An 18,193-nucleotide genomic window follows, 5' to 3' on the forward strand; every position below is an offset into this window, starting at 1 on the left:
TGTTTGCGCGTCTCGGGTCTGCGATCGCATGGTGTGGGTGGAGGTGGTCGCGATGACCCAGGCAGAGCAGTTGGCGCAGAGGTTCGATGTCGCGGTGATCGGTGGCGGGGCCGCCGGTTTGAGCGCGGCGGTGGTGTTGGGGCGGGCGCGGCGCTCGGTGATCGTGATCGACACGGGATCGCCGCGTAATGCCCCCGCCTCAGGGGTGCACGGGTTCCTGTCCCTGGACGGCATCAGCCCGGCGGAGCTGATCGAGACCGGCCGTAAAGAGGTCGAACACTACGGTGGCCTTGTTGTCCATGGCGAGGCGCAGTCGGCGCGCCGTACCGCGGACGGGTTCGAGGTGGCCGTCGATGAGGGCCGGGTCGTCAGCGCCCGGCGGTTGCTGGTGACCACGGGGTTGGTGGATGAACTGCCCGACGTCAGCGGTGTACGGCAACGGTGGGGCCGGGATGTGGTGCACTGCCCGTACTGCCATGGGTGGGAGATCCGTGATCAGGCCGTCGGCGTCCTCGGCACCGGAGGCGCGGCTGTGCACCAGACGTTGCTGTTCCGGCAATGGACCTCGGACCTCGTGTTGTTCACCCACACCGCACCTCCCCTGACCGAAGAGCAAGCCGAGCAACTGACCGCTTCCGGAGTGCGGGTCGTCACCGGCATCGTGGACTCCGTCGAAGTCGCCGACGATCGGATCACTGGGGTGCGTCTATCCGACGGCACGGTCATAGCCCGGCAGGCGGTGGTCGTCGCGCCGCAGTTCGTGGCATCCTCGCAGGTGCTGGCCACCCTCGGGCTGCGCCCCACCCCCCACCCCTCCGGCCACGGCGCGTTCATCGCCGCCGATCCCACCGGCCTGACCGAAGTCCCGGGCGTGTGGGTCGCCGGCAACGTCACCAATCTCATGGCACAGGTCGTCACCGCGGCCGCCGAGGGCGTCTCCGCCGCCGCTGCCATCAACGCGGATCTGATCACCGAGGACACCCGACGCGCCGTAACGGCCTACCGGAGAACGCACCTGCACACGGGCAACCACGCGACCACGAGCGAGAGGGCAGACCACATGTCCACGGACAGCGGCGAGATCGCGGGCGGCGACGCAACACATGCTGATCATCCGGACGTCACCGTCATGTTCACCCAGGAGTTCTGGGACGAGCGCTACAGCACGTCCGACCGAATCTGGAGTGGCAACGCCAACCCCCACCTCGTCGCCACTGCCACCGACCTTGTCCCGGCTACCGCGCTGGACGTCGGCAGCGGCGAAGGCGCCGACGCGATCTGGCTGGCCTCCCAAGGCTGGCGCGTCACCGGGGTCGACGTGTCCCGCGTGGCGCTGGATCGCGCCGACAAGCAGGCCGCCGAGGCCGGTGCCGAAATCGGCGGCCGGATCACCTGGCAGCAGGCCGATGTCCTGTCATGGGATCCCGCGCCGCTGCAGTTCGACCTGGTGTCGGCGCAGTTCATGCACCTACCCCGCCCGGAGCTCGAGGCACTGCACCGACGGCTGGCCGCGGCCGTACGCCCAGGCGGAACGCTCCTCATCGTCGGTCACGATCGGGAAACCTCGATCGGCCGCCACCACTTTCCCGACCTCCTGTTCACAGCGGACCAGATCGCGGCCACCCTGGACCCGGACGACTGGCATATCGTCGCCGCGACGCCCGAACGTCAGACCGTCGACCCCGACGGACAATCGATCACCGTCCGCGACGCCGTCCTGCGTGCCGTCCGCCGTCACTGACGTGCTTGCCGATTTACGAGGCGAGAGTTGGCACGCGATTTAAGCAAGAAGGGGAAGGAAGGTCGTATACGAAGGTGGTGGGGTCATGTCACCCACAGGAGTACACAGTCTTGAGCGCACCATCCAGACCACCAACCGCTGGCTGGCGAACCTCGCCGAGGCGATCGGCACCGACAACCGGGAGTTCGCCTACCACGTGCTGAGGATGTGGCTGCACTCGGTCAGGGACGGCCTGACCGTGGACAGCGCGGCGCATCTGGCCTCCCAGCTGCCCGATCTGGTGCGCGGCATCTACTACAACGGCTGGAGCCCGAGCTCCGTACCGATCCGTCGCGACCGGCAGGAGTTCATCGACCATTTCTGCCGCTCCGGTCGCATCGCCCGTACGGACGTACCCAAGCTTGGACCGATCGTGACCACCTTCCTCTGCGATGAGATGTCGGAGTCACCTGTCCAACACGCGCTCGGCCAGTTGCCCCAAGAGGTTCGCGCCCTGCTACAACCCGCCGAGGTACCCAAGACCGATCATCCAATACCGGGCCGATAACTGGGCACGATAATCCGATGGTGCGGTGCGTCAGGAACCAGCGGCGGGAGAACTGGTGCCACCGTCGCCATGTCTTTCCCGTGGACGAAAGTGAGATGTATTTCCTCGCAACCCCAGAAGATTTCGAGGATGTCATGAATTCGGCGTGAGTCCATTGCTCCGCCCCTTTCACGCGTGTCGACTGTACGGCGGTGGGCTGGAAGGATGGCGGGGTGTCCCCTGAGGATCCCGTGCTGAGGGCGGTGCGGGCAGCATGTTTCGCGGTGGTGTGTGTGGGCGTCACCGCAGGTGGCCATGCCTTCGCCGGGGGTGGGGCGGTTGGTCCGGGTGTAGCCGGTGTTGGGGGGATCGGCGCGCTGGGGGTCGCGTATCTCGTTGGTGGGCGGGAGTTGGGGGTTCGAGCGGTCCTGGGGGCGACCCTCGGGGCGCAGGCGTTGTTACATCTGTTGTTCAGTTGGGCGGCGCCGGTCATCCCGCCAGTGGGTGAGCATCTTCATCTGAATGTGGGGATGGGGGTGGTTCATCTGGTGGTGGGGCTGCTGACTGGGTGGTGGCTGTATCGGGGGGAAAGTGCGCTGTGGCTGATGCTGCGGCTGTGGGGGGCGCCGTCGGTTCCGGTGCTGCGGTGGATGTTGGGGGTTGTGCCGGTCCGGGTGGCTACGCCGTTGTGGACGGTTGTGGCGTTTGAGGAACCGGCGGTGGGGCGGACGCGGGATGTCGCGGGGGGTATCGCCAGGCGCGGGCCTCCGGAGGCGGCGTGCGCCGGCTGATGTGGTCGGCGCGGACGTTGTAGGTCATCCCCGTCGTGCCCGGCTGGAGTCCGGGCGTTACCTCTGGAGTTCACGTTGGCTTCCCTGCCGCGATTCGTCCGCAATTCCCTGGCGGCCGCGCTCGCCTGCGGACTGTTCCTTGCGATACCGGCCGCGCCGGCCGCTGCCCATGACCGTCTGAAGAGTAGTAATCCCGCCAAGAACGCCAAAGTCGACGGTGTGGAGACGATCACGCTGGACTTCACCTCGAAGGTGCGGTTCCCGGCGGTCGTGCTCATGCTGGGGGAGGAGAAGATCGACCTCGGGAAGCCGAAACTGGACGGGACCAAGGTGCGTACCGAGGTGCCGGAGCCGTTGGCCTCGGGGAAGTACACGATCGCGTGGCGGGTCGTGTCCGCGGACGGGCATCCCATCGAAGGGGAGATCCCGTTCACGGTGAAGGCCGCCCCCAGCCCTTCGCCTGAGTCCACACCCACGTCGAGCCCCACGGAGACCGCGATGGCACCGGTTACGCCGACGCCGGTGACCACCTTCTCGGAGGCGAGCGGCCAGGAGGAAGCCGCGGACGGCGGGGGCGTGCCCGGATGGCTCTGGATCGGGGGCGGGATCCTGGTCGTCGTTGGGGTCGTCGTCTGGTTCAGCACCGGACGCAAGACGAACGAGACCTGATCACTGGCGTTTGCCGGATAGTTGGCGGACGGTTCGCCAGCGGCCCATCAGGAGCAGCATGAGGGTGATGATCGTCAGGGCGGGAAAGGCCAGGGCGAGCATCGCCCCCAGCTGCTGATCGGTCTCGCGATCGGGAGCCCAGACCAGGTCCAGCCAGACATACCAGTCGTCCCCGCGCGACGGGCCGATCAGCAGGACGAACGTGATCAAAGCGTTCAGAGCCAGGGCGGCGGCCAGGATCCGGGTGCGCACGATGGCGACGATCGGGCGAGGGAGCGGGTCCTCCCCGATCGCGGTCGCGAAGAAGATGAAACCCGTCAGGACCACGATGACCTGAAGGACCAAGCGGACCGCGAGGCTGGATTGGGCCAGGTCGAAGAACGGGGTCAGGTACAGGGCCAGGAGCGGCACGCCGTACAAGCCCAGGGCGGTCCACGGATGGGAGAGCGCGCGGCCGAGCGGGCTGTCGATTCTGGCCTGGCCGGACGGGTTGACCTCCTGGTAGAGGGTTAAAGGGGCGCCGAAGACCAGGAGGGCGGGGCCGAGGGTGCCCAGCAGGCCGTACTGGACGGCGTGGATGGAGAAGATCGCGGGGGCGTAGGCGGCCAGGCCGCCGGTCATCGCGTACAGGAGGATGAGGAGGCCGCCGAGCCAGGCGGCGGTGCGGGCGGGCGGCCAGGGCTGGGCGAGGCGGCGCACTCCCGCCAGGTACGCGACGGCGAGGCCCACCACGATCAGCAGCAGGATCGGATCGGGGCGGATCTGGGTGAGCAGACCGCCGGGCGAGAACGGGGAGAGCACGTAGCCGAGGGCGGTGTTGTCGGTGGTCAGCTCGACCTCGGACGGGGGCGGCGCGGTCCTGGACAGGCCGACCGCCAGGCCGACGGTGGCGAGCATGACGACGATCTCGCCGGCGGCCAGGCGGAGGAAGGGCGCTCGGGTGTCGCCGGAGGACATGGCCTCGATCGTGGTACGGCGATGCCGCCAGCCGAACCAGCCCAGGACGAGGAGAGCGGCGATTTTGGCCAGGATGAGCAGGCCGTACCGGGTGGTGAAGATGGGTTCGAGGCCGCCGACGCGGACCCACGCGTTGATCGTGCCGGAAACGCCGACGGCGATGTAGCAGCACAGGGCGAGCGCGCTGAACCGCCGCACGGTGGTGACCAGGTCGGTGGAATCGCGCAGGAGCAGCACCAGGGCCAGCAGGCCGCCGACCCAGATCGTCACGGCGGCGATGTGCAGCATCAGGCTGGAGACGGCCAGGTTGTGGTCGGCGGCGGAGGCGGAGTGCCCGGCGTACGCGGGGGGAAGCACGGTCACGACCGCCGTCGCGAGCAGGGCGACCCTGCCCCAGGTGCCGAGCGGCAGCAGCACGCCGATGGAGACGGCCAGCGCCAGCACGGTCACGATCAGGAACGCCTGTCCCTGCGGGATGTTGAACAGGAACGTCGGCAGCACGCCCGACTCGACGGCTTCGCCGACCGGCAAGCCGAGGAAGTCGGACAACGTGAGCAGCGCGGTCAGCGAAGCGCTGAACGTCCAGACGACCGCCCATCGCCCGGCGGCCTGGGCGAGCGAGGCGCGCGCTTTGGCGTCCTGCGCGGCGATGACCGATACGACCAGGATGCCGACGGTCGCGACCGCGCAGATGTCGTGGACTAATCGGACGATCGGCAGGCCCCAGCGGGTCAGCGACCCTGGCGACGGCAGGCCAGCGATCGTCGGCGCGGGTGTTCCTCCGCCGAACCAGAGCGCCAGCAGAAGAACAGCAAGAGCCGCGAGCGCGCCGACGAATGCCAGCGTCCCGCCGCGTGACCGCGGAGTGGTCATCGCCGACATCCTCTAAAAGATCCCGCCATAACGGTTCCTCAGTATGTCTGTTTCGGTAGTCCGGGGCGAGAGGTGCTGGGGATCGTGCCCGCCCTGCCGTCGGACGGGCACGATCGCGCGTCAGCCGAAGATCCGGTTCAGGCGGTGGACTCGGCGGATCACCAGCCAGTCGAGGAGGAGCACGGCCAGCATCGTGATGCCCGCGAGCGGGAACAGCAGGCCGAGGACGGCCATGATCGCGATCACCGCGTACGAGGTGCGGCGGCTGGTCGGCCGCGCCGGAGCGCCCGCGCGGCCGTGGGGGCGGCGTTTCCACCACATCCAGACGCCGGTGACGATAAGGGTGATCAGCGCCAGGCAGGCGGCCAGCATGACGATCAGGTTGGCGGTGCCGTAGCGGCGGCCTTCATGGAGGGCGATGCCCTGTTCGACGGTTTTGGCCATGAGGCCGTATTCGTTCCAGCCGAAGTCGACGAGGAGGCGGCCGCTGTACTGGTCGATGTGCAGGGTCTGGGCGGCGGCGGGATCGCGGCGAGGGTCGGTGACGACGGTGTAGACACCCTCGGCGCCGTCAGGAAGAAGGATCTTGACGTCGCATTCGGCTGGGGGGCAGTCCCGGATGGCCGGTCTGGCGGTGGCGAGGGCGCTTTCGATGGAGATGGCGCCAGGCTGGAGGACGCCGGTCGCGGAGCCGTGGCCCGCGTGGGATTTGGGCACCGGCAGACGTTCGGCCGCCCACGGGACCTTGGCGTCCGGGTTGGTGGAGAGATCGCCGGAGAGCGTGGAGGACGACTCGACGCTCGGGTATCCCGAACCGAGGCCGTCCTGGAGACGCTGAACGCCGTCGCCCCACACGCCGGACCACGGCAGACCTGACAGAACCAGGAATACGATCGCGAAACCGGCGAATGCTCCGGTCAGCGTGTGCAGGCGGCGCAGCCGGGCCCGCCCGGAGCGGCGCGGCCGTTTCCGGGCGCGGCTGGTCCACCAGAGGTAGGTGCCGGTGGCCACGAGGATCAGCGCCCAGCAGGCTGCGGTCTCCACCACACGATCCCCGACCACGCCCGACATGAGCTCGCCGTGAACGGTTCTGACGATCCGCATGAACGTGGCCGAGTCGTCGATCTGCCCGAGCACCGCGGCGCTCGACGGATCGACATACACCGAGACGCCCTGCGCCCACGGCCCCGACTCCGCCCCCTCCATGATCACGCGTGTGCTCCGGTCCGGCGCGACCGGCGGGATGACCGACATGACCGGCACACCCGGCCGCGCGAGCTGCGCCGCCGCGACCTGCTCGGCGAGCGGCCTCGCGCTCCCGACCGGTTCCGCGAGAGTACGGACGTCCTGATAGTTCCACTCCTCGAAGGGTTCCTTGAACAGGTAGATCCCGCCCGTCACGGCGAGCACGAAAAGCACGGGAGCGACGAAGAGACCGGCATAGAAATGCCAGCGCCAGAAGGCGCGGTAGCGCTGCGAGGAAGCAGCCGGCGCCACGGAGGGGATCTCCGGGCGCACCTCGACCGAGGTCATGAGTTTCTCCATGGGGAGAGCAGCAGGGGGACGTCATGGAAGCCATGACGGAATGGCCGCGGCGACAACAGCGGCTTAGAGAGAGCGAGAAAGACCTAGTGACGCGGTGGGCCCCTGCGGCACAGCGTCCAGGTGAAGATCTGGCTGCCCGTGATGGCGGGAGCCGGGCCGGTGATCGGAGCCACCGACCGAACCGGAATGACGACCAGAGTGGCGGCGAGGAGACGGAGAAGGTCAAGAAGCGAGCAGGCCAGCAGGCGGATCAGGGTGGCGAGCGCGTTCTCGCCGCGTTCCAGCCACCAGGCCGACAGCGTCGCGACGAGCGCATGCGCGAGCACCATGCCCAAGGCGGTCGACAGGCCACCGCTGTGGTGCCCGTCCGTGTCCACCACGGCGCCGGCGCCGAAGAGGCGGTGCATGCCGTACTGGGCGGCGAAAGCGGCGGGAAGCAAGGCGGCGAACCCCCGACGGCGGCGGGCCAGCAGAAACGCGCCCACCCCAGTCGCAGCCGCCGCCCCAGCCAACGTGACCGGCCGGACACCAGCCCCACCCGCGAGCACGTGCATCCCCAGTGACGTCAACACGCAGACAACGGCGAACACCCCGGCACGCAGGGCACGAAACATGGGCCGACCGCTGTCCACGCCCCCCATGCTCGCAGAAACGATCAGCCTGGCAAGATCCAATCTCCCGGGACCACCACCCACGCGCAAAGATACGCAGCCCACGGGCCTCCGGTTCGGTTGGTCCGGGTTGAACCATTCACGCCCGAAGCGCGATCAGGCTCGGTTCAACGCATCGACCCTCAGACGCCCCGATCATCGACGGCAGAGGGCCAGGTGCGCGGCAGCCGAATTCCACCAAACAGTGTCATACCGATCTCTGTTGGAGAATCGGCCCGCCGAAGTGATAGTTTCCGGAAACTAGGGCGATCGAAGGAGCTTCAGCCCCGGCATCGTCGACCAAACACTCACACGCGGCAGGTCTGGTTCAGCCAGGAGATCGCCCGCTTAGCGTCGGTCTGCGGATACGCGAACCGGGCGATCGCCCGCCCGACTGTACGGCACCGACGATCAGAAACGGGGCAAGCGATAGAGGGCGTCGGGCGACACTGCTCAGAGTCCAGCCGGGGAACAGCAGCCATGCCGAGTGGCGATATTCTACGAATGCCAATGGCACAGCTTCCGGAATGCAGATCCGGAGACGACTATTATTGAGACTTACGTCAGGCAGCGCAGATGCTAATTAGCGAGCTTGTTCTAGAGAACATCAAGGGATTCGGCGAGAAGGAGACCGGGGTCGCTCTGGACTTTGCCCGGCCCGATGGCAGCCTTCCCCATTGGATTGTTATCGCCGGGCGAAATGGTGCGGGGAAGTCGTCACTTCTCCAGGCTGTCGCCCTAGCTGTCGCAGGACCTTCCGCAGCCCGCACCCTACGGGAGACCTTCTCCGACTGGATTCGCGAGGGCGCACGGGAAGCCCAGGGAAAAGTTCGGCTCCGATTCTCGAAATTCGATCACTTCGCCGGGAAAGAACCCGACTTCAACCCCTGGGCCGGATTGACGTGGACACGCGAGCACGAGGGGCCTGAACCTTCCATCGAGAAGATCAGCGGAACGAAAACAGAACCCTGGAATCCCGTGCGTGGCCCTTGGGCGGCAAACCCGCAGGGATGGTTCCTCGCGGGTTACGGGCCATTCCGGCGACTCTCGCTTGCCCCCACAGAGGCTCAGCGCCTCATGATGACTCCCGGTCGTCCGGCAAGTCTCGCCAGTCTCTTCCGCGAAGAGGCGTCTTTGTCGGAATCCGTCCAATGGCTGCAACAACTCTATCTGCGCCGGCTCGAAGGGGCGCCGGCTGCGGAAAAGGTGGAGCAAGCCGTTCTTCGCCTTCTTGATGATGGACTTCTCCCCGAGGGAATGCGGGTTGACCGGGTCACGTCAGAAGGATTGTGGGTCACCACTCCCGCTGGTGCTGAACTCCCGCTGAGATCTTTGAGTGACGGATATCGAACTGTCGCGGCCCTGGTTCTGGACCTGGTGAAGCAGCTTTACCACGCCTACGGTGACCTCAAAGAAATCAAAGATTCCCCGCATATCGCCTTTGGCCACGAAGGGGTGGTGCTGATCGATGAGATCGACGTCCACCTCCATGTTTCATGGCAACAGAGAATTGGTTTCTGGCTGAAGGACCATTTCCCCAACATTCAGTTTATCGTCAGCACGCACAGTCCCTTCATTTGCCAGGCAGCCGATGACAGAGGGCTCGTACGCCTGGCCGCGCCAGGCGAAACGGAACCTGCCCGGATCGTCACGGGCGAACTCTTCAACCGAGTCGTCAATGGAACGGCGGACGATGCCGTCCTAACCGACCTCTTCGGCCTTGACACACCCTTCTCGGAGAAGACTGTGGCTCTCCGGCGTGAGGCGGCTTCGCTCGAAAGGAAGGCGGTTGCCGAACCCATATCACCCGCCGAGGCGGCCCGCTTGAAGGAGTTGAAGTCCAAGCTACCCAGAACTCCGTCCGCGGATGTCGCGAGCGCCATTCAGCAACTCACGCTAAGTCTCGACGATGCAGAAGATTGACCGGCTCCCCCTGAGCGACGCCACCCAGAGCAAGCTGGTCGATCTGGGTAGGCGAGTGGCCGCCGCGGAAGATCCGAAGCATGAAGCGCAGGCGTTGTGGACCAGACTCGATCGTGGCCTCAAGAACGAGATACAGGCCGTTCTCGCGAGCATGAGTTCAGGACTTGAACGATGCATGTACTGTGAGGACAGCCAGGGCACGGATATCGAACATTTCAGACCCAAATCCAGCTTTCCGGAGCATGCCTTCTCGTGGCTGAATTATCTGCTGGCCTGCACACGCTGCAATAGCAACTACAAGCGGACGAAGTTTCCGCTTGACGCACACAACGAGCCGCTTCTCATCGATCCGACCAAAGACGACCCTTCGTTCCATCTCCTGCTCTCACCAACCACAGGACTCTACGTTGGTTTGGACCCGAAAGGCGTCACCACGATCGACGTGTGCGGCCTGAATCGCGATATCTGCACGGCAGGCAGAATCAACGCCTGGACGAGTATTGAATGCCTGATACCAGCCTATGCGAAAGCGGTTCGACTCGGAAAGTCGAACTCAGCCGACAAGATCCTGGCCGCGCTGCGTGAATATCCTTTTCAGTCGGTCCGAGCGGCCATGGCCAACCTTTTCGTCAATTCCGACAATCCCGAGCTGTTCCTATCCGATGATGTCCTGGCGGCTTTCAAGGACTTCCCGCAACTCCTGTAGCCGCTCGCTGGGATCCCATGCCGCACAGGGGTGCCTGCCTCGTGTCAGCGGTCTGTGCGGTCGATGACAGTGGGGGTGGCCAGGCTGGTGGTATGACATTCGCGTTCGAGGCGGAAGGCCTCGTGAAACGGTATGGGAAGACGACCGCGCTGGCCGGGATCGATCTGGGTGGGCGGCAGGGAAGTGTGCTGGGGGTGCTGGGGCCGAACGGGGCGGGGAAGACGACGGCCGTGCGGATTCTGGCGACCCTGTTGCGGCCGGATGAGGGGCGGGCCGCGGTCGGGGGGCTGGATGTGGTGCGGCAGGCGGCCAAGGTGCGGCGGATGATCGGGTTGACCGGTCAGTACGCCTCGGTGGACGAGGATCTGACCGGGATGGAGAACCTCGTCCTGATCGGGCAGTTGCTGGATCTGCGGCGGACGGAGGCGAAGGCCCGGGCGACGGAGCTGCTGGACGACTTCGGGCTGGCCGAGGCCGCCAATCGCACGGCCAAGACGTATTCGGGGGGAATGCGGCGGCGGCTTGATCTGGCGGCCAGCTTGGTGGGTCGCCCCGATGTCCTCTACCTCGACGAGCCGACGACGGGTCTTGACCCGGTCAAGCGGGACGACGTGTGGACGATCATCCGGTCGCTGGTGGGGGACGGCGTGACCGTGCTGCTCACCACGCAGTATCTGGAGGAGGCGGACGCGCTGGCCGACGACATCTCGGTCATCGATCACGGGAAGGTGATCGCGAACGGGAGTCCGGCCGAGCTCAAGCGGGTGGTCGGGGGGCAGACCGTGCTGGCCAGACCGGCCGATCCGGCCCGGCTGGGGGACGCCGCCGCCGTGCTCGCGTCGGTGGCCGGACGCCCGGCCGACTCGCCGACCCGGGGCGTGGTGGCCGTGCCCGTGGACGGCGACGCGGCCTTCACCGAGATCGTGCGGCGGCTCGCCGACGCGGGCATCGTCGTCACCGAGCTCTCGCTGCGCCTCCCCAGCCTGGATGAGGTCTTCTTCACCCTGACCGGCCGCCACACCGAGGAGGAGGCGGCATGACCCAGACATCCCGACTGACGGACAGGGAAACGAGCACGACGACCATGGCCCGGCCGGTTGCGGTGCGGACCGTGGAGCGGCCGTTCGGGCTGGTGCGGCACAGCCTGGCGTTGGGCAGGCGGAGCCTGATCAAGACGCTTCGCACGCCGGAGCAGTTGCTCGACGTGACCCTTCAGCCGATCATCTTCACCCTGCTGTACGTGTATCTGCTGGGCGGAGCCGTCGCCGGTTCCACCCACGACTACCTGCAGTTCCTGCTGCCCGCCATCCTGGTCCAGACGGTGCTGTTCGGCGGCATGGCCACGGGCGTCAACCTCAACACCGACATCGGAAAAGGCGTGTTCGACCGGTTCCGCAGCCTGCCGATCGGACGATCCGCGCCGCTCATCGGCTCGGTTATGGGCGATCTGATCAGGTACGTCGTCGCGACCATCTCCCTGATGATCACCGGCTCCATCATGGGCTTCCGCATCCAGACCAATCCGCTGTCCGCACTGCTGGCCATCGTGCTGACGATCGTGTTCGCGTTCTGTCTGAGCTGGGTCTTCGTCCTGGTCGGCATGCTGGTACGCGAACCCGGCTCAGTCCAGGGAATCGCCTTCCTCGTCCTGTTCCCCCTCACCTTCGGCACCAGCATGATCGCCCCCAAGGAAACGCTGCCGGGCTGGCTGCAGACCTGGGTGGACATCAACCCGGTCTCGCACGCGATGGAGGCGTCGCGGGCGCTCATGATCGGCGGCCCGGTGGGGTCGCACATCACCTGGAGCATGGCGTTCTCAGTGCTGCTGCTGGCCGTTTTCGCGCCACTCGCCGTGCGCGCCTACCGCCGCAGGACTTGAGCCGCACCGCACCTGCGCGATGGCGTCGGCTCGGGCGAGCGCGACGCCATTCGCGTACGCCCGTCCGTAGGCGGTCTCGCCCAGGACGGTGGCCAGGTGGCCGGAGACTCTGACCACTTCGGTGTTGAGCCGGTCCGCCGCCCCGCGCAGCTGCTCGGTCGCCCCGAGCGTCACCGCGCCCCGGGCGGGCTCGCCACGCCTGGCCTGGACAGCCGCCGCGGCGACCCCCACCCTGGCCAGCACGGGCATATCCTTCGCGATCATGGTCAGGTTGGCCGCCTGGTCGACGAGCTCCGCCGCTGCCTCCAGGTCGCCCATCTCCACGGCCAGGTGGGCCCGGGACGTCAGGATCAGCGCCCGGAACTGCGGCGCGAGCAGTCGCATCTCGTTCAGGCCTGTCACTTCGGCGACGGCCAGGTCGTACTGGCGGGCGGCCTCGTCCAGATCGCCGAGCCAGCGGGCGATATCCCCCAGACCAAGGCGGGCGAAGACGACATTGCGCACCGTCCACTCCCGCATGTCGTGCACCGCCATCTCCTCCAGCTCGGCCCGCGCCCGGGCCACGTCCCCCTTCTGGGCCCGCACCTGGGCCAGCCAGATCCGCTGGTGCCCGGCGTCGTCGTCGGGGCTGAGCTGGCGGACCAGGGTGATCGCCTCCTCCAGGGCGGCGATGGCGCCGTCGAAGTCGCCGGACACCAGCAGCACGTCGGCCAGCGAGGTGAGCGCGTGCCCGAGGCCCCACCGTTCGCCGATCTCGCGGTAGAGGGTGACGGCCACCGTCAGATCGACGTGCATGCCCGAGCGGTCGCCGTCGTTCTCGCGGATGAAGGCGCGGAGCAGGTGCAGGGTCGCCCGGGCCCAGGGGTCGGGGTGGTCGAGTAGTGCGCCGATGCGCTCCAGGCCGCGCGCGGTGTCGTCGGTGAACAGGGCGAGAGCCGGTTCGATCAGCAGGAGCAGCGGATGGCTCCCCTCCGTGCCAGACAGACCGGCGAGCTCCTCGAGCTCCTCGATGGTGTTGGCGAGCTTGGCGAAGTTGGCCGAGACCGCGGAGTTGATCAGATAGAGCGCGGTGGCGATCTGGCGGGCCGCCGCGGGAGCTTCGCCGGGGACGTCGAGAGCGAGCCGCAGCCAGCCCGCGGATTCGCTGCGTTTACCGCGGATCAACCAGAACTGGCTGAGCGCGGCGCCGAGCCGTACCGCCGTGTCGGCGTCGCCGCGGTCGGCGGCGAAGTGCAGGGCGGCGAGCAGGTTGGCGTGTTCGGTGTCCAGGGTGGTGATCCAGGTCATCTGGTCGCCGCCCCGCAGGTGCGGCTCCGCGGTCTCGGCGAGGTCCAGGAAGTACGCGGCGTGCGCGGCCCGGGTTTCGACCAGGTCGCCGGATTCGGCCAGGCGCTCCAGCGCGTACTCCCGGATGGTTTCCAGCATGCGGTAGCGGGGGCCTTCGACGAGCTGGAGCAGCGACTTGTCGACGAGGGCGGCGACCAGGTCGAGCGTGCCGCCCAGGGATTCGGCGGCGGCCACCGTGAATCCGGCCGGGAAGACGGCCAGCCGGGCCACCAGCCGCCGCTCCGCGCCGGTGAGCAGGTCCCAGCTCCAGGCGACGACCGCGCGCAACGTCTGGTGCCGGGCCATCGCGGTACGGCTTCCGCCGGTCAGGAGCCGGAACCGGTCGTCCAGGCGGGCGGCGACCTGCTCGACAGTAAGGACGCGGAGCCGGGCGGCGGCCAGTTCGATGGCCAGCGGGAGGCCGTCCAGGCGGCCGCAGATCTCGATCACGTGGCCGGTGTTGGCGGGGGTGAGCGCGAAGCCCGGCGAGACGGCGGCGGCCCGGTCGGCGAAGAGCCGGACGGCGGGGCCGAGGTCGTCGGCGGTGGGCAGGCGGAGCGGCGGGATGGGGTAGAGCGTCTCGCCGAGGATGCCCAGAGGTTCCCTGCTGGTGGCCAGGACGCGCAGGCGCGGGCAGCGGCCGAGGATCTCGTCGGCGAGGCGGGCCACCGCGTCCACGACGTGCTCGCAGTTGTCGAGCAGCAGCACGGTCTCGGCGCCGGACAGCGTCTCGACCAGGCGGGCCATCGAGTCGTCCTTGGCGCCGCCGCTATAGGCCGGGCCGAGCGTGCCCAGCACGGCCTGCGGCACGTCGGCCGGATTGGTCACGGGGGCGAGTTCGACCAGCCAGGCGGCCTGGGGCAGCCCGGCGGCGACGGTGACGGCGAGCCGGGTCTTGCCCGCGCCGCCGGGGCCGACGAGCGTGACCAGCCGATCCTGCCGGAGCCTGGCGCCGATCCAGGCGATCTCGTCGTCCCTGCCGACGAAGCTGGTCAGCGCGGTACGGAGATTCCCCCGCGACCGCCGTACGGGAGTGGCCGGGCCGCGCAGGACGGCGAGGTAGGTCTGCTGGAGCTCCTGCCCGGGGTCGACGCCGAGTTCGTCGGCGAGCAGCCGCCGGAACTCGTCGTAGCCCGCCAGCGCCTCGGCCTGCCGTCCTTCCGCGCAGAGCGCGCGCATGAGCAGGCCGCGAAGCCGCTCCCGCAGGGGATGCTTGGCGGCGAGTTCGGCCACGTCGGCGGCGAGCCCGGCCGGGGAGCCGAGCGCGAGCCGGGCTTCGATGCGGTCCTCGGTGGCCGACAGCCAGGACTCGTCCAACCGGCTGATCGCCGCGTCCACGAAGGGCGCCTCGGCGAGATCCGCCAGCGGACGCCCGCGCCACAGCCCGAGCGCGTCGTCGAGCCGCGCCAAGGCCGTGCCCGGATCCCCCGCCTCCAGGCATCGCCGCCCTTCCCTGGCGAGCCGCTCGAACTTGTACAGATCCACGTCGTCCCTGGGCACGTCCAGGCGGTAGCCACCCGGCGCGGACCGCAGCGGCTCCGCCCGCGGCAGCGCCCTGCGCAGCCGGGATACCAGCGACTGGAGCGCGTTGGCCCGGTCCGCCGGCGCCGCCTCGCCCCACAGCGCCTCGGTGAGCTGGTCCAGCGTCACGACCCGCCCGGCGTCGATGGCCAACCGGACCAGCAGGGCCCGCAACCTGGCCCCGCCGATCGTCGACACCTCGCCCCCGGCGACCACTTCGAGCGGCCCGAGGATGCTCACTCGCATACCAGCCACTCTGCCACTCGATGGGGATAGGGCGGGCAGCTTGACCTGGAGCCCACTCCAGTTGGCAAGGTGGGACGTATGAGAACGCGAGAGATCGGTACCGTGAGTGTCAGCGCCATTGGTCTTGGCGCGATGCCCATGTCGGTTCTGGGGCATATGCCGGATGAAGCCCAGTCGGTAAGGACCGTGCACGCCGCGCTGGACGCGGGAGTGACGTTGATCGACACCGCGGACGCGTACACGCCCTCGCATCGCGAAGTCGGGCACAACGAGCGGATCATCGCAACGGCGCTGGCGTCCTGGGGTGGCGACACCGACGATGTGCTGGTCGCGACCAAGGGCGGGCACACCCGGGTGGCCGGGGGCGGTTGGGGGTTGAACGGGAGTCCCATGTACCTGCGGGAGGCTTGTGAGAGGTCGCTCAAGGCGCTGGGTGTGGACAGCATCGCGCTTTATCAGCATCACCGGCCCGATCCTTCGGTGCCGTACGCGGAGAGTATCGGCGCGTTGAAGGAGCTCCTGGAGGCGGGGAAGATCCGGGCCGCCGGAATCTCGAACGCGAATCCGGCGCAGATCCGGGAGGCGGCGGAGATCCTCGGGCCGGGTCTGGTGAGCGTGCAGAACGAGTATTCGCCCCGGTTCCGGAGCAGCGAGCCGGAGATCGATGTGTGCGAGGAGCTGAACCTGGCGTTCCTGCCCTGGTCGCCGCTGGGCGGGATGGGGTCGGCGCGGCAGCTGGGCAGCGCGCACGCCGCCTTCGGCGAGATCGCGGACGCGCACGGGGTGTCGCCGCAGCGGGTCTGCCTGGCGTGGATGCTGGCGCGCAGCCCGATCGTGATCCCGATTCCGGGGTCCAGCCACCCGGACACGATCACGGACTCGCTGGGCGCGCTCGACCTGGAGCTCACCCCGGAGGAATTGGCTCGTTTGAGCGGATAATCAAACCCTATGGATCCAGTACGGCACAGCGTCCGCGCCCTTCTGTTCGACGGCGAGGAGCTTGTCCTGTTCAGGCGGGATAAAGCGGGACGCGAGCCGTACTGGATCACGCCGGGTGGGGGAATCGAGAAGACGGACGCCTCCCCGGAGGCGGCGCTACGACGGGAACTCGAAGAGGAACTCGGCGCGACCGCCGGCCCGGTCGTGCCGGTGTTCTCGCGGGTCGAACCCGGTTATCGGAGCACGGTCTACGTGGCCCGCCTGGTCGAGATGGATCTGTCCCGCCGGAACGAACACGACAACAGCGGCCACGAAATCCAGCGCATTCACCCCGAGGACGTCGGCACGGTGAACTTCGTCCCGGCGGAGTTGCGCGAGTTCGTCATCGAGAACGCCGCCGTCCTCCCCTCGCTGGTGGACGCGCGGCGACGATATCGCCCGGTCGTGGACGTGCACGTCCTGCTGTTCGACGGGGATCGTGTGCTGCTCGGGCTGCGTCACGACACCGGCTACGCGGACGGCGAGTGGGGCGCGATGCCCTCCGGCCATCTCGACGAGGGCGAATCGGTGCTCGCCGCCGGAGCGCGCGAAGCCAGGGAAGAACTCGGAATCGAGGTCGGCGAACTCGATGTCGTCCACGTCATGCACCACCGCAACCCAGGCTGCGCAAGCCGCATCGGCTTCTTCCTCGTCGCGCGGTCCTGGTCAGGCACCCCCATAAACGCAGAACCCGATAAATGCGAAAAAATCGCCTGGTTTCCGGTGTCGGAGCTCCCAGCAAACACGCTTCCAGCCGTCGTCGCGGGCATCCAAGCCCAAGGGGGGTTCTCTCTGCACGGCTGGGAGCGGCCCGAACTGGCCGAATTGCGGGACGAAGCGGCGCGATCCAAATGCGAGGAACTGACCGTGGCCGTTCTCGCGGCGGTCGACGGTGGCGTGTTGATGATCTCGGACGCGGAGAACGATCGGCTGCCGTCCACGATCGTGCGGCCGGGTGAGAGTCTGGAGCAAGCGATCGCGCGCCTGCATCCTGGACCGCCGAGCTACGCGGGCGCCGCCGACTACGTGAGCTCGACGGGAGTCACCGGCAGAAGGTTCGTCTTCACGGTGACGCCCCCGCCGGACAGCGTCCCCAAAGGTCTGCGCATGCCCGCCCGCGACCGCGCGCTCATCGAGTCCTGGTGAGCTCCACATGCCCTTCGGTCGTATGCCAGTAGTCCCGTGACTCCGTGACCAGGCCCTCGTCGTCGAAGGTCACGAAGACGCACCCGGCCAGCGTGACCGGCTGACCGTCCTCGTTGGCATGGACGAGGAACTCCACCGCCGCCGTACGCCCGTCCACCAGGGGTTCGCCGAACCGTACCTGGACGATCTCTTCGGAGGCGAAGGACCAGGCCAGGTATTCGGTCAGTTCGGTCTTGCCCTGGTGAACCGGGCGGAACGGCATCGAGCGGTGCACGCAGGTGTCGGCGTACAGCGCGGCGAGCAGAGCGGTGTCGTGGGTGGTCCAGCCTATTTGCCAGGTACGGGCGAAACGGCCGGCTGCCTCTCGGGGATCCATCGGGTTATGACACCACGACGGGCCTCGATCCACAGCGCCGCGCCGGTGATCAGCGCGCCCGCGCCCTCCCAGAGGCCGACGCCGAGGAACTCCGCCGGCGCGGCTTCGGTGATGACGAGGATGGTGAAAACCGTACAGGTGAGCAGACGGAACGGAACCGTCCACAGGTAGAACGATCGGAACTCAGATGCGGCGGCGAAAACGTAATAAATCCCCATATTGATGGCTGCCATTGAGGAGGCCGCCATGTACACGAGGGTGTAATCGCCAGGAGCGCGCTGGTCAAGCGCCTCGAAGCCCAGCATGCCGAGCAGGGTTGACGGGGAAAGAAGGCCCAGGA

General features: G+C 67.8%; 16 protein-coding genes. 10 read left to right on the forward strand and 6 right to left on the reverse strand.

Annotated features, from left to right (window positions below):
- The first annotated feature begins 52 nt into the window (after positions 1–52).
- The 4 genes from Amac_RS56710 to Amac_RS38525 all read left to right on the forward strand — a co-directional run bounded on the left by Amac_RS56710 (position 53) and on the right by Amac_RS38525 (position 3,727).
- Positions 53–1,741, forward strand: coding sequence for a bifunctional NAD(P)/FAD-dependent oxidoreductase/class I SAM-dependent methyltransferase (locus Amac_RS56710; RefSeq protein WP_155359358.1), 1,689 nt, complete (start codon positions 53–55; stop codon positions 1,739–1,741).
- Between the two features lie 85 nt (positions 1,742–1,826).
- Positions 1,827–2,288 (forward strand): DUF2267 domain-containing protein, encoded by a 462-nt coding sequence (locus tag Amac_RS38515; RefSeq protein WP_155359359.1) that lies wholly within the window; start codon positions 1,827–1,829, stop codon positions 2,286–2,288.
- A 509-nt stretch (positions 2,289–2,797) separates the two neighbouring features.
- On the forward strand, positions 2,798–3,058 hold the full coding sequence (locus Amac_RS38520) for a hypothetical protein (protein ID WP_155359360.1): 261 nt from the start codon (positions 2,798–2,800) through the stop codon (positions 3,056–3,058).
- A 75-nt stretch (positions 3,059–3,133) separates the two neighbouring features.
- Positions 3,134–3,727, forward strand: a complete 594-nt coding sequence (locus Amac_RS38525; protein ID WP_170322868.1) for a copper resistance CopC family protein — start codon at positions 3,134–3,136, stop codon at positions 3,725–3,727.
- Here Amac_RS38525 and Amac_RS38530 read toward each other — a convergent pair whose 3' ends face one another.
- From Amac_RS38530 to Amac_RS38540, 3 genes are all read right to left on the reverse strand, one after another.
- Positions 3,728–5,557: a bifunctional copper resistance protein CopD/cytochrome c oxidase assembly protein gene (locus Amac_RS38530; protein WP_170322869.1), complete on the reverse strand. Its 1,830-nt coding sequence runs from the start codon at positions 5,555–5,557 to the stop codon at positions 3,728–3,730.
- A 120-nt stretch (positions 5,558–5,677) separates the two neighbouring features.
- Positions 5,678–7,090: a PepSY-associated TM helix domain-containing protein gene (locus tag Amac_RS38535; RefSeq protein ID WP_170322870.1), complete on the reverse strand. Its 1,413-nt coding sequence runs from the start codon at positions 7,088–7,090 to the stop codon at positions 5,678–5,680.
- A 95-nt stretch (positions 7,091–7,185) separates the two neighbouring features.
- Positions 7,186–7,734 carry a hypothetical protein gene (locus Amac_RS38540; protein ID WP_218041544.1) on the reverse strand — a complete coding sequence of 183 codons (549 nt, stop codon included), beginning with the start codon at positions 7,732–7,734 and terminating at the stop codon, positions 7,186–7,188.
- Between the two features lie 594 nt (positions 7,735–8,328).
- Between Amac_RS38540 and Amac_RS38545 the strand changes: the two genes are divergently transcribed.
- The 4 genes from Amac_RS38545 (at position 8,329) to Amac_RS38560 (ending at position 12,260) form a co-directional block, all read left to right on the forward strand.
- Positions 8,329–9,675, forward strand: coding sequence for an AAA family ATPase (locus Amac_RS38545; protein WP_155359365.1), 1,347 nt, complete (start codon positions 8,329–8,331; stop codon positions 9,673–9,675).
- A complete protein-coding gene (locus Amac_RS38550; protein WP_155359366.1) occupies positions 9,662–10,381 on the forward strand; it encodes an HNH endonuclease family protein in 720 nt (239 codons plus the stop codon). The genes Amac_RS38545 and Amac_RS38550 overlap by 14 nt, the downstream gene beginning before the upstream one ends.
- Positions 10,382–10,473: 92 nt before the next feature.
- Positions 10,474–11,421 (forward strand): ATP-binding cassette domain-containing protein, encoded by a 948-nt coding sequence (locus Amac_RS38555; protein ID WP_155359367.1) that lies wholly within the window; start codon positions 10,474–10,476, stop codon positions 11,419–11,421.
- Complete coding sequence (locus tag Amac_RS38560) at positions 11,418–12,260, forward strand: ABC transporter permease (protein WP_155359368.1); 843 nt, start codon at positions 11,418–11,420, stop codon at positions 12,258–12,260. The genes Amac_RS38555 and Amac_RS38560 overlap by 4 nt, the downstream gene beginning before the upstream one ends.
- Here the strand turns inward: Amac_RS38560 and Amac_RS38565 are convergent.
- Positions 12,198–15,353: an AfsR/SARP family transcriptional regulator gene (locus Amac_RS38565; RefSeq protein WP_170322872.1), complete on the reverse strand. Its 3,156-nt coding sequence runs from the start codon at positions 15,351–15,353 to the stop codon at positions 12,198–12,200. The two genes, Amac_RS38560 and Amac_RS38565, sit on opposite strands and share 63 nt — an antisense overlap.
- Before the next feature lie 78 nt (positions 15,354–15,431).
- Here Amac_RS38565 and Amac_RS38570 point away from each other — a divergent pair, with 78 nt between their 5' ends.
- Both Amac_RS38570 and Amac_RS38575 read left to right on the forward strand, forming a co-directional pair.
- Complete coding sequence (locus Amac_RS38570; RefSeq protein WP_155359370.1) at positions 15,432–16,292, forward strand: aldo/keto reductase; 861 nt, start codon at positions 15,432–15,434, stop codon at positions 16,290–16,292.
- Between the two features lie 9 nt (positions 16,293–16,301).
- Positions 16,302–17,477, forward strand: a complete 1,176-nt coding sequence (locus Amac_RS38575) for an NUDIX hydrolase (protein WP_155359371.1) — start codon at positions 16,302–16,304, stop codon at positions 17,475–17,477.
- Here the strand turns inward: Amac_RS38575 and Amac_RS38580 are convergent.
- Positions 17,461–17,853 (reverse strand): nuclear transport factor 2 family protein, encoded by a 393-nt coding sequence (locus tag Amac_RS38580; RefSeq protein WP_155359372.1) that lies wholly within the window; start codon positions 17,851–17,853, stop codon positions 17,461–17,463. The two genes, Amac_RS38575 and Amac_RS38580, sit on opposite strands and share 17 nt — an antisense overlap.
- On the reverse strand, positions 17,805–18,158 hold the full coding sequence (locus Amac_RS38585) for a hypothetical protein (protein ID WP_218041545.1): 354 nt from the start codon (positions 18,156–18,158) through the stop codon (positions 17,805–17,807). Before Amac_RS38585 ends, Amac_RS38580 begins: the two co-directional genes overlap by 49 nt.
- Positions 18,159–18,193: the final 35 nt, after the last annotated feature.

The sequence above is a fragment of the Acrocarpospora macrocephala genome, assembly GCF_009687865.1.
Lineage (GTDB): Bacteria > Actinomycetota > Actinomycetes > Streptosporangiales > Streptosporangiaceae > Acrocarpospora > Acrocarpospora macrocephala.